11 protein-coding genes and 1 tRNA gene are annotated in these 12,779 nt (G+C 28.6%); 8 read left to right on the top strand and 4 right to left on the bottom strand.

Annotated features, from left to right (window positions below; all coding sequences use genetic code 11):
* Position 1: 1 nt before the first annotated feature.
* Positions 2-403: a tRNA (adenosine(37)-N6)-threonylcarbamoyltransferase complex ATPase subunit type 1 TsaE gene (gene tsaE / locus GYM72_RS06870; protein WP_160557141.1), complete on the bottom strand. Its 402-nt coding sequence runs from the start codon at positions 401-403 to the stop codon at positions 2-4.
* 99 nt (positions 404-502) lie between these two features.
* Between tsaE and GYM72_RS06865 the strand changes: the two genes are divergently transcribed.
* The 3 genes from GYM72_RS06865 to GYM72_RS06855 all read left to right on the top strand — a co-directional run bounded on the left by GYM72_RS06865 (position 503) and on the right by GYM72_RS06855 (position 3,341).
* Positions 503-700, top strand: a complete 198-nt coding sequence (locus tag GYM72_RS06865) for a C4-dicarboxylate ABC transporter (RefSeq protein ID WP_105298037.1) — start codon at positions 503-505, stop codon at positions 698-700.
* Positions 690-1,583, top strand: coding sequence for a PstS family phosphate ABC transporter substrate-binding protein (locus GYM72_RS06860; RefSeq protein WP_220263895.1), 894 nt, complete (start codon positions 690-692; stop codon positions 1,581-1,583). The genes GYM72_RS06865 and GYM72_RS06860 overlap by 11 nt, the downstream gene beginning before the upstream one ends.
* Before the next feature lie 99 nt (positions 1,584-1,682).
* Positions 1,683-3,341: a hypothetical protein gene (locus GYM72_RS06855; RefSeq protein WP_220263894.1), complete on the top strand. Its 1,659-nt coding sequence runs from the start codon at positions 1,683-1,685 to the stop codon at positions 3,339-3,341.
* A 248-nt stretch (positions 3,342-3,589) separates the two neighbouring features.
* Here GYM72_RS06855 and GYM72_RS06850 read toward each other — a convergent pair whose 3' ends face one another.
* The 3 genes from GYM72_RS06850 to GYM72_RS06840 all read right to left on the bottom strand — a co-directional run bounded on the left by GYM72_RS06850 (position 3,590) and on the right by GYM72_RS06840 (position 7,992).
* Positions 3,590-4,174 (bottom strand): cysteine dioxygenase family protein, encoded by a 585-nt coding sequence (locus GYM72_RS06850; protein ID WP_160557144.1) that lies wholly within the window; start codon positions 4,172-4,174, stop codon positions 3,590-3,592.
* 212 nt (positions 4,175-4,386) lie between these two features.
* Positions 4,387-6,087, bottom strand: a complete 1,701-nt coding sequence (gene lysS / locus GYM72_RS06845; RefSeq protein WP_220263893.1) for a lysine--tRNA ligase — start codon at positions 6,085-6,087, stop codon at positions 4,387-4,389.
* A 234-nt stretch (positions 6,088-6,321) separates the two neighbouring features.
* Positions 6,322-7,992, bottom strand: a complete 1,671-nt coding sequence (locus GYM72_RS06840) for a hypothetical protein (RefSeq protein ID WP_160564175.1) — start codon at positions 7,990-7,992, stop codon at positions 6,322-6,324.
* A 682-nt stretch (positions 7,993-8,674) separates the two neighbouring features.
* Between GYM72_RS06840 and GYM72_RS06835 the strand changes: the two genes are divergently transcribed.
* From GYM72_RS06835 to GYM72_RS06815, 5 genes are all read left to right on the top strand, one after another.
* On the top strand, positions 8,675-9,997 hold the full coding sequence (locus tag GYM72_RS06835) for an ammonium transporter (RefSeq protein ID WP_220263892.1): 1,323 nt from the start codon (positions 8,675-8,677) through the stop codon (positions 9,995-9,997).
* Between the two features lie 104 nt (positions 9,998-10,101).
* Positions 10,102-10,680, top strand: a complete 579-nt coding sequence (locus GYM72_RS06830; protein ID WP_220263891.1) for a sugar transferase — start codon at positions 10,102-10,104, stop codon at positions 10,678-10,680.
* 13 nt (positions 10,681-10,693) lie between these two features.
* Positions 10,694-11,359 carry an HAD family hydrolase gene (locus GYM72_RS06825; protein WP_220263890.1) on the top strand — a complete coding sequence of 222 codons (666 nt, stop codon included), beginning with the start codon at positions 10,694-10,696 and terminating at the stop codon, positions 11,357-11,359.
* Positions 11,360-11,369: 10 nt separating this feature from the next.
* Positions 11,370-12,440: an acyltransferase gene (locus GYM72_RS06820; protein ID WP_220263889.1), complete on the top strand. Its 1,071-nt coding sequence runs from the start codon at positions 11,370-11,372 to the stop codon at positions 12,438-12,440.
* Between the two features lie 82 nt (positions 12,441-12,522).
* Positions 12,523-12,596, top strand: a tRNA-Arg gene (locus tag GYM72_RS06815).
* Positions 12,597-12,779: the final 183 nt, after the last annotated feature.

Here is a 12,779-nt window from a genome sequence, read left to right as displayed (position 1 = left end):
ATTAGTTAAATGTTAAGTGCCTGGTTTGATCCATCAAATTTAATAAAATTTTATGATGTTCAGGTAATTCATTTTCACATATATCCGGCCATTCTATAAAACAATAATTATCGGAATCTATGTATTCATAAAAACCAATATTTATTAATTCTTCCATATATTTAATTCGATATAAATCAAAATGATAAATTCTACCAGCAGGGCATAGGTATTCATTTACTAATGAAAAAGTAGGACTTGTTATCGTATCCGGACATTCAAGTGTTTTGCATAAATATTTGACTAAAGTGGTTTTTCCGGCACCTAGATTTCCCTTAAGTGTAAAAATTTTATATTTTGAATTTGAAATTATTTCTTTAGCAACATCTTCTAAGTCTGAAAATGTATTAATAACAAAATCCATATAATTTATTTTTTAAAAAGATTATAAGAATAGTAACTGCAAAAATAAGTAAATAAATATTTTTATATTTGTTATTTAGAATTCTTCAAAAAAAGAAGTATGAAGCTAAGTTATAAATCACTTTCCATATTTATTGGAATTGGGTATTTTATAATAGGAATATTAATTATTGTTTATAAAAAGTTTTTTATTGAATTAGAACCGGAATATTCTTGGATTTTAGGGGGATTATTAATAGTTTACGGTTTTTTTAGAGCTTATCGAGCGACTAAATATATTAGACAAAATGAACAATAGATTAATAATCAGATCCATAGTGTTTTTAGCTTTTTTAATTATATGTATTTCGTGCCAAGAAGATATAAAAAAGAAACAAGCGTATAGGCAAGGGAAAATAACTTTAGCTATTGATCCTTCACTAATGAATTTAGGCTCTGCCTTAGTTGAAGTTTTTCAATCCTCTTATCCCGAAACAAAAATTTTATTCAAGCCGGAAGTTGAAGATTTAGTGATCGCTGATCTTTTGAATGGTAAGGTTCCCATAGCAATGACTACCAGGGATTTATTTGCAGAAGAAGCCGGAATTTTATACAATCATACCAACGTTACTTATATTTCAACACAAATAGCGTGTGATGCAACCATTTTTGTTGTGTCAAAAGAAAGTTCCATTAAAGAAATTGACCAAACTTCTTTAAAATCAAATATTATTTCAAATGATAGTAAATTTGTATTTGATGGAGGAAATTCAAGTAATTTTAATAATTTAAAAAAAAAATTAGGGTTTAAACTGACTAAAAATCAAAAAATTAACTCCTTTTCAAATGGAAAAGAGGTAATCCAATTTATTAGTAAAAATAGCACTCATATAGGAATTATTGGTTTGGATGTATTAAGTGAAGAAAATAATAATGAAGTGAAGGAGTTCCTTTCAAAAGTGAGAATATTGCCTATAAAAAGAGCGGATGGTAAATTAATAGATCCGACGGTGCCTAATTTGCGTGAAGGTATATACCCTTTCACCAAAAGAGTTTTTCTATTAAATGCTGAAAACAGTTTTAAAATAGGGAGCAGTTTTTCAAGATTTTGTGGCTCTCAGAGAGGACAGCTTATTGTTAAAAGGGCAGGACTTCAACCCTATTATTTGTATGAAAGAAGGATTGAACTTCATGGAAGATAAATTTTAAAAAATAGTTTAAAAAATAAATAATTTTAATACTATTAGAATACAAATAATAGTTAAAAATAAAATAAAAAGAAAAATAAATAAAAATTTAGAATGAATTACGCGAAAAAAGAAATAGGTGCAACATTTGTAATCTCTGCTTTGATGTTATCAGGATTTATGAATGCACAAAGTATTCAAGAAGGTATTAAGTATTTAGGAAGCGATCAATATAGCAAAGCCCAAAATACTTTTGAAAAATTAGCAGCTCAATCACCATCGTCAGACAATTATTATTATTTAGGAGCATATTATTTAACAATTTCTAAACCTGATCTAGAAATGGCTTCACAATATTTTAATAAAGGTTTGGCTTTAGATCCAAAATCTGATTTAAACAAAATCGGATTGGCGACAATAAAATTATATCAAGGAAAAAAATCGGAAGTAAATGCAGATTTTGAATCCATCGCCAAAGGATCTAAGTACAAAAATGCGGATGTATTATTTCAAATATCAAAAGCCTATCAATTATTTACCAATAAGCCGGAAAGTACAGATTATGATAAAAGTATCGAATATGGCCAAAAGCTATTAGACTTGGTTAAAAATAAAGATAAGTCCGAATACTATATAGTTTTAGGAAATGCCTATTTTGAAAAAAAAGATCCGGGTAAGGCGGTTTCCAATTATACCAAAGCCTTAGGAATTGCCGAAGATAAATCCATACCTTATGCATTAATAGGAAACATATGGGGGCGAACCAATGGACAAGGAAAATTAGCTGCAGAAAATTTTGACAAGGCCATAGCAGCTAATCCTAATTATCCATTAACATACAAATATTTGTCAGACTTTAATGTGAGAAGCGGTAATTATAATGAAGCATTTAAAAACTTACAAAAATATATTTCTTTGTCAGGGAACAACGATGCCGAGACTCAATTTGAATTAGCTAAAGTTTCCTATTTTATTAAAGATTATGCAAAGTCTTTAGATTTACTGACTAAAAATTGGAATGATATATCCGATCCGTTAAAATTTAAGCTAAAAGCATTGGATTTAATTGAAAATTCTGATTTTTCCGAAGCCTATAAAAATATAAATCAATACTTACAAACTATTCCTGAATCAAAAAGAGAAGGTTCAGATTATGGAGTTTTAGGAAAAATACAATCCTCATTACTTAAAACTGCAAGCGGTCAAGAAAAAGAGGAATTAACCAAAACCGCGATATTGAATTTAACCAAAGCCATCGGTCAAGGAGATAAAACCTATGATTATCAATCTATTCTTTTATCCTTACAACCGGGAGCTAAAACAGAAGTATCTATAACTAATCATAAAATTGAGGCTTTGAAAAAATCGGTTGCCGCTGATGCTAACGATACAACTTCTTGGTATAATTTAGCTTTAGAACAATACGAGGCTAAAGATTATTTAGGCTCTGTTGCATCATGGGACCAATTGATTTCTCTAATTCCTACCTGGGAAGTAGCTTATGCCGGAAAAGGTATGGCATTATATGCTTATGATTCGAGTGATAAAAGCGGTCTTACAGCTCAAGCCTTCCAAAAATATATTGATATGGTTGAACCGAAGAAAGAATATTCAGCCAATGAAAAAGCATATTTAGCTATTGCCTATACATTTTTCGCTTATAAAGAATATCATGAAGGAAATAAAGATAAAGCAGAAACTTATTTGAACAAAACATTATCTGTGGATCCTCAAAATGCAGATGCTTTAAATCTACAAAAACTTTTACAATAATTTTTACAATTAATAAGATTAAACAGCTATTTCATTTAAATGGAATAGCTTTTTTTATTGCTAAACTTTATAAGTTGTAAAGTTCAAAAAAATAAAAATATAAGATTAGAATTAATATCTGAAAGGTAGAAATTGATTTCCTGGTTAGGCTTTAAAATTGACGAATATGAATTAATATTTAATTAAAAAATTCTAACTCAATCTGAGTTAGAATTTAAATATTTTAAAATTATACTAGATTATACTAGTTATAATTGAGTGATTTTCTCGTAATTATCTTCAGGTAAATTCCATGAACAGGATGTAGCCTTGTCATTTAAGATGGCTATTTTTCTATTTTCAATATCAAAAATTCTAACACCTTTTAAAGAAGTTTGAGGAGTGTGATAGATATGTAAGCTAACAGATATTTCCGAAGAATTATTAACTACCGAATGAATACCTCCTAAATCTTCAGGAAAAATAGCACCTTCAGGAGCTACGCCTTCTCCTTCGTATACTATGAAATTTTTATCTTCAATGTAACTAACTTCTGTAAGATTTCCTTTTAAAACTTTTATTAATCCGTCATAGTTTAAGTGGTCATGAATGGCAGTTTTATTATTTATCCCCCAAAGCATTAAAATTGCACAGCATTTATTAGCATAAATAGGTAAACGAACATAACTGCCTTCCGGAACATTTACTTTATTAATAGAAAAAGCTGCATCGTAATCATTAAAATTATATTTAAATAATTCTGATGCAACTTGTTCGTAATCAGAATTACTTAATTTTAGATTTTCAATACTGCTAAGTAATTCTTGACTTTTATTTTTAAATATCGTTTCCATAATCATTTATTTATTTTGATTTTAAACAAAGATAATAAATATGAATTTAATATCATCCAATCCCTATAGATTTAGTGGTAAATAAAATCATTTTTTTTATTCATTTTTTTAAATTGACTTATAATAGAATGTATGGGTTCTAAATTCAACATATTTTAATTGAAAAAGGCTATCTAAAAAGATAGCCTCATAAATGTTATTTCAAAATATTTTTATGAAATTAATTCAACTGTTTTATTTTCATTGGTAACAGTAACAGTAATCAATGAATGTTTAGAAAGCGATTTCATGGCTTTGTCCCATTTTTTTCCACTTAGTCCGGCCAGAGATTTTAATTCATTTAATTCCATAGAAGAATTATTATCTTGTAATAATTTGATGATAATCTTTTCTTCCTCAGAATGTTCAATAGAAAATGCTTTTTGCTCGGGTTTCATTTGCGGGAAAAATAATACTTCTTGTATAGACGGATTATTAGTAAGGAACATGATTAATCGATCCATTCCTATACCTAAACCTGCAGTAGGAGGCATACCGAACTCCAATGCACGTAAAAAATCCTGATCAATAAACATCGCTTCATCATCTCCTTTTTCAGACAATTTTAATTGTTCTTCAAAACGTTCTCTTTGATCTATGGGATCATTTAATTCTGAATAAGAATTAGCAATTTCTTTTCCGCAAACCATTAATTCAAAACGTTCGGTTAATTCAGGATTATCTCGGTGCTGTTTAGTTAATGGAGACATTTCTTTGGGATAATCAGTAATAAAGGTTGGTTGTATAAAATTACCTTCACATTTTTCTCCGAATATTTCATCTATGATTTTTCCTTTACCCATAGTTTCATCAACTTCAACACCCATTTCTTTTGCTGCATTTCTCAATTCCTCCTCAGATTTTCCTGTTATATCAAAACCCGTAAATTTTTTAATGGCGTCAGTCATAGAAATTCGGGCATAAGGAGCTTTAAAATCAATTTCATGCTCTCCAAATATTGCTCGGGTTGTTCCGTTTACTGCTAGGGCGCAATGTTCCAATAATTGTTCAGTAAACTTCATCATCCAATTATAATCCTTATAAGCAACGTAAATTTCCATTGCAGTAAATTCAGGATTATGCGTTCTGTCCATTCCTTCATTTCTAAAGTTTTTAGAGAATTCGTAAACACCTTCAAAACCGGCAACAATAAGACGTTTTAAATATAACTCATTTGCAATTCGTAAATACAAAGGAATATTTAAGGCGTTATGATGGGTTATAAACGGTCGAGCCGCAGCTCCACCGGGAATGGATTGAAGTATAGGGGTTTCAACCTCAAAATATCCTTTATCATTAAAAAAGGATCTCATAGCATTAAACAGACGAGTCCGTTTAATAAAAATTTCTTTTATATGAGGATTGACTACTAAGTCAACATATCTCATTCTATATCTTAATTCAGGATCATTAAATGCATCATGGACTTTTCCTTCTTCATCAACTTTAGGTAGAGGAAGCGGTCTCAATACCTTTGAAAGAAGTTTAAAATCGTTAACCATTACGGTTTTTTCGCCCATTTTAGTGACAAATAATTCTCCTTCAACTCCTATAAAATCACCTAAATCGAGCAATTTTTTATAAAAATCGTTATATTTAAATTTATCATCGTCGGGACAAATTACATCTCTGTTAAAATACAGCTGAATACGCCCGGTGGTGTCTTGCAGCTCAGAAAAACCCGCTTTTCCCTGAATACGATTAGACATAAGTCTTCCGGCAATCACAACCTTCTCTCCTTCTTTAAATTGATCTTTTATTTCTTGGGCAGTATGCGTAACTTTATATTCTGCAGCGGGATATGGATCGATACCCGCATCCTTAAGTTTTTGTAATTTTTCTCTTCGAATTAGTTCTTGTTCTGAAAGTTGCATAATAACAATTTTATCGTGCAAATTTAGTAATAATCTGTAAGTCCTTTAAAATGTTTACCGTATTTATTTACTATTCTTTTTAAAAATTCTTCACGATATCTTATACATCTTAAGAAAAATTTAAAAATTGATAATTTTAATGTTATACATTTTGATTTTTTTGAGGAAATATTAGTTCTATAAAAAAAGGTAGACAATGAGCGTCTACCTTTACTAATATATTACTAAGAAAAATTACCTTACAAATGCAATTTCAGTAACCGGGCTTCCGGTCAATGGGTCTAATATTCCATTCGCTATATAACCGTTAGCATCTTTAATAGTTATATTTTTAACATAACTAATTTTAGATATATTGAAGAAATTGATTTTTCTGAAAGGAATACACATGTTGAATTTAAATGAGTTAGAAGTTACATTATATGGCAACACTTTAACTGTTTTATTGGACTCAAGAAGAGTACCATTATCAGCATATACATCATAAGTTATCTCTAAATCACCGGAAATTGTTTTACCTGGTAAGCTGTATTTATAATCCAATAACACATCATATCCAAAAGAGGTCAAACCGCTACATGGTACAATGGTAGCTTTACCCACTTTAAAATTTGAAAAAGAAACAGAATTAATATATTCTCCTTTTTTCCATATATTTATAGATTTTTTGAAAATATCGGTGGTATAGGCAGGTAAGCCTAAACTTGAAAAAGTGAATGCCGCAGAAGTATAGACTGTTCCTTGTGAAAAACTTTTAGAATCACCTGAAGAAGTTCCATTACCTATATTAGAAGTTTTAAGTCCTACAGTTATTTTACCTTTAACATCAATTAATTTAGATTGGAAAACTTGAACTTGAGGTATGATGATAAATTTCATGTCGGTTAAAACTTCTCCGTATAAATTATTAGTAAATCCGTCTATTTTTTGAATTCCATTTTCATAGATATAATCCGGATTATTATCAAGTGTAAATTTAACACCTAATTTTATATTACCTTCGGCTTTAAAGCTCACGCTAGATCCTCTGTAAACGTTTGCTTCAATTTCAGTTGGAAAATTAATTTGGTTTACACTAATTTTAACCGGAACGTCTCCTAAATATTTGCCTGTAGGAATTTTTATTTCTACACTATATTTTTTTAAATAATCGATCAGGATTTGTGGAACATTATCGATAAAATCATGAGAAAATTTACCTTTAAAGTCTTTATCTAATGTTAAAGTCGGATTATATTCTGTATGGCTGTTATAATACATCTCAATTACGCTAGGTATAATGCGTGATTTATCAAAACCTAATTTTACAGCGATAGAAGGGGTTAATTTACTGTCCGGATTAAAAATTAGCCCTTTTACACGAAATTCTTTATTAAAAATCAAAGGATGAAAAACGTATTCTTTATCGTAAGCATTTTTAAGTGCAAGTAAAGAACTATTCTTATTGTTGTTAGTATCATCAATATTTAAAGATAAGCTTAACGTACCGTTTTCAAAAACATCGCCTATATTGGCATCCGTTGTTTCTAAATTATAAATATCATTTTTTTGATTAATTGAGGTGATATTTCTTATATACGTCGAATCTTGGGTAATTAAATAAACCGTATTACCCGGGATTAGTTCTTTACCGATTTTTTCAGATATGTTTTGTAAACTAATAAATCCTCTTGATAACTCCTCTTTAGTACTAAGAATAGAACTATTTTCTGTATTCAAGGTTACTAAATTAGGATTTACTTCCACATTATCAAATGAATAGGTAACTCCTTGTATAGAGCCGGACTGATTGATAATTTTCTTATCATTCAAAGAATGAGAGGGGGATGAACCATCATGTAAGTCTTCATTATTACATGAATATAGCGCTAAAATAGTGCTAAGTGTTAAAAGAATTTTTTTCATAAAAATTGTTATTAAAAAATTAGTAATTCATTTAAAATCAGTTGTTTATAACTTCCATTAATATAGTTTTTAATTTCGGATAAATATATATTATTTTTTAATATATAGAAATAAAATACATTAATATTTATCTAAATACTTTTAACGTATAATTATATAGTAGTTTATATGTAATAATTTTTATAGAATTGGTGTTTGCATGATAAATGTTTAATACTAAGTACATTTTTAAAAGAATTTTGCAAGTCTAGTTTGAAAAGAACTTGTGGGTTTTATTTTTAAAATACTATTGAATGAATCGCAAATATTATAAAAATTTTTTAAAAAAATTATATAAAATAAATTTAATTTGAGTACTTGCAGATGTTTATAAATATATTTTTATAGTTTTTATAAGTTGAGTAATTCATTGTGTAACGAATTACTTTCTTTTAAGAAGGTACACGAAGAGTTCTTTAAATAAGAGATAAATATATTAAACGATTTAAATAATCAAATGTTTAGATTAAATTTTTATCCAATATAATATATAAATTAAATGCAATAAAAATAAATTGTGGTATTAAAAAATAGGGGTATATCTTATAATTTATTAATATTTATAATTTATACCCGTTAAAAAACATATGTTTATTTTGTTTTTAATTAAAAAATTATATTTTTGCTGAATAAAATATTGGGTATGCGTAAATATATTTTAATTCTAATTTTAATTTTCGTAGGTTTAGTAAGCCTTTTTTCAAATACATTATTTTCAGCAGAGTCTTCAAAAGCAGTTGCAGAAGGCATAAATTTTAATTCTGCTGATGTAGCTTGGATGTTAGTAGCTTCAGTGCTTGTTTTTTTAATGACTCCCGGAGTAGGTTTTTTTTATGGAGGAATGGTTAACAGTAAAAATATAATAAGCACTATATTTCAGAGCTTTATAGCTATGGTGACAATAACCGTTTTATGGTTTATCTTTGAGTTTGGATTGGCATTCGGACCGGATATAGGCGGTATCATAGGAAATCCATTACCTCATATGTTTATGCAAGGGATTGGAACAACTTCTGCCTGGGTAGGAGCGCCTACCATCCCCATACTTTTATTTGCCCTCTTTCAATTAAAATTTGCCATTATAACTCCGGCATTAATTTCAGGAGGTGTTGCAGAGCGTATAAAATTCTGGGGTTATTTATTATTTATAGTTATGTTTTCAATTTTTATTTACTCCCCCCTGGCACATGCTACATGGCATCCGGAAGGAATATTAGCAAAGGCAGGAATATTGGATTTTGCCGGAGGCACGGTGGTTCATATGAGTTCCGGTTGGGCGGCCTTAGCAGGAGCCATTTTTTTGAAAAAAAGAAGAGATACAACTCTAGCATCCGCACAAATACCTTATGTAATTTTGGGTGCCAGTTTGCTTTGGATTGGTTGGTTTGGATTTAATGCAGGATCATCGTTTGCGGCCAATGAGTTAGGGGTGTTAGCTTTTGCAAATACAACGGCAGCCTCTGCTTTAAGTGCTCTAACCTGGGGATTTTTAGAAAAAATAAATGGAAAAAAATTATCTTCAGTAGGAGTTTGTGTAGGAGCAGTAGTGGGTTTAGTAGCTATAACCCCGGGTGCAGGATTTGTTTCTTTAGGACATTCATTGTTTATCGGATTAATTGCCAGCGTGATTAGTTTTTACATGGTTAAATTTTTCCATACTAACGGGGTAGATGATACCTTAGACGTTTTTCCTTGTCATGGAGTGGGAGGTATGGTAGGAATGCTCTTAACCGGAGTTTTCGCGGATAAGTCTATAAATGAAGATATTCCTTCAAACGGATTGTTTTTTGGAGAGACCTCATTGTTTGTTAATCACTTTATAGCAATGATTGCCGTTTCCATATTTGTTTTTTTTGGAACGTTATTATTATTATTTATTGTAAATAAAATTATTCCATTAAGGGTTGATCCTGAGAAAGAAGAATTAGGTTTAGATATAACACAACACGGAGAAAAAGTTTTTTAATAGTTATTAGAATATTTATTCAATGTTTATTTTAAAAGGTGCTTAATAGGAAAAGGATTTCGTAAGAAATCCTTTTTCTTTTATAATTTTGTATAATAAATAGTATGAAGAAAAATAAAATTATAGCAGATTATTTATTAGCATTATTATGCTTTATTATTTTTCTTGTCCCCATGATAATTATATTTATTGCGGTTACATTTGACACAGGTATGATTGGAATCTTTACTCAAAATAGAATAGGTAAAAATGGTAAACATTTCAATTTGTTCAAATTTAGAACGATGAAAGGGGTATATACATCAACGGTCACTACACATAAAATGCAAATCACCCAATTAGGTAAATTATTAAGAAAATATAAATTGGATGAATTACCCCAAATTTTAAATATTCTTATAGGTGATATGTCTTGGGTGGGTCCCAGGCCCGATGTGCCGGGCTATGCGGACAAATTAAAAGGGGAAGATAAAATTATTCTTTCCGTAAAACCGGGGATTACAGGTCCGGCTCAACTAAAATACAGAAATGAAGAGGAAATTTTATCTAAAGTTGAAGATCCACAATTATACAATGATACGATCATTTGGAAGGATAAAATTAATATAAATAAAGATTATGTAAAAAATTGGTCATTAACAGGAGACTTTAACTATCTGTTTAAAACTATATTTGTAAAATAAAAAAATTAAAATTATGATTAAGTTGGCTATTTTTGATTTAGACGGAACTTTACTTAACACGCTAAATGATTTAGCTGATTCATGTAATTATATTTTAGAAAAAAATCATTTACCGGTACATGCTTTAGATTCATACAAAAATTTTGTAGGTAATGGAATGACTCAATTGATTCAAAGAGCTTTGCCTTCCGAATTAAAAAGTGATTTTGAGGTAATTGAAAAAATTAGAGATGAATTCATTGAATACTATACTAAGCATTCAGCTATAAAGACAGCACCCTATGACGGAGTAATTGAAATGTTAAAATCACTCACTTCCATGAATATAAAACTGGCAGTAGCATCCAATAAATTTATGGAAGGTACTCAAGCATTAGTAAAAAAATATTTTAGTGAAATAAAATTTTCATCTGTTTTTGGACAAAGAACTAACGTTCCCATGAAGCCGAATCCACAGATTGTTTACGATATTATGAATGAATTAGGTATAACAAATAAAGAAGAAATAATTTATGTTGGAGATACCGGAACAGATATGCAAACAGCTGTAAATGCAGGCATAACAAGTATAGGGGTTCTGTGGGGATTCAGATCCGAAAAGGAATTAAAAAAGCAAGGGGCTCAATATATTATAAATTATCCAGAAAAATTATTAGAAATAGTAAATAAATACATATAAAAAATCAGTAATGAAAGATTCTAGGGTGCCGGTTTTAGATGGATTAAGAGTTTTATCTATTGGTATGGTAATGCTAGGGCATTATTACAATTTCTCGAAAAATGAAATTATTAAAAATATAGCTATATATGGATATATTGGAGTTCAAATTTTCTTTATTATATCCGGATTTGTTATATCCATTTCTTTAGAAAAATCGAGAAATTATTTAGAATTTCTTAAAAAAAGATATATTAGATTAGCTCCTGGAATGTTTGTATGTTCTACATTAACTTTTTTATTTTTTAAATACATTTACTTAGGTGAAGAATACGCAAATTCTAGAAATATATATAATTATTTAATTGCAAATGCTTTTATTGACCCGTATTTCTGTAATATACCCTATGGTTATAATAAGTTTTATTATATAGATAATTGCTACTGGAGTTTATGGGTTGAAGTGAATTTTTATTTTTTAATAGGTTTTTTATATTTTTATTCGCCAAAAAAAATGATGAGAAATTATATAATAATTTGTATCATAGGTATTTTTTTCTACGTGTTATTTTGGAGTAAAGCAGGACATATTATTTTACAAAATTTCATTTCAAATGAAAAAATAAATTATTATAAATACGTCAGTAGATCTTTTGTATTTTTTCATGAATGTTTATGGTTTCTAATAGGAATGTATTTATATAAACTATATAACAATAAAAGAGATTATAAAATTATAGGTTATATTTTTATATTATCTATCATATTAGCGTTTTGGAGTAGACACGTTAAATATCTATTGATTCATACTATAATAATATCCGTTTTTTTAATTTTAATATACTTTCCTAAATATCTATCCTTTTTAAATAATAAATGGATTGTTAAATTAGGTATAGCCTCATATTCATTATATTTAATTCATTACCACATTGGAGTTGCGACAATAAAAACTATATATAATTATTTTGGAAAAGAAATACTTTTCATACCTTTACTTATTGCTTCATTAGCTTGCATTTTTTCATTGTTTAGCTATAAATATTTAGAAACCCCTATTTCTAAAATTTTAAAAAAAGTATTGTTAAATAAAAAGTTTTGAATGAATAATGAAAATTCATTGAAAAATTCAAAAAGATTTTAATAGAAAAAAAAATTTTATTAGCTTTGCACGCAAAATAAATGGCCGCGTAGCTCAATTGGATAGAGCGTCAGATTACGGCTCTGAAGGCTGAGGGTTCGACTCCTTCCGCGGTCACTAAAGTAAGTCATTTTAAGCGAGTTAAATAGCTTGTTTTTAATGACTTTTTTTATTAAAATAAGTATTTTACCAATTTTAATTATGTATAATGCTTAATCAAATTACATCAAATAGGTATTTACTAATAGAAATTAACTACATAGTAAGTAATTTGACTTCAAATGTGAAATACGATTAAAT

Origin of the sequence: Apibacter sp. ESL0404, assembly GCF_019469245.1 — a bacterium.
Taxonomy (GTDB): Bacteria; Bacteroidota; Bacteroidia; order Flavobacteriales; family Weeksellaceae; genus Apibacter.
This window is presented reverse-complemented; position numbering and strand designations above follow the sequence as displayed.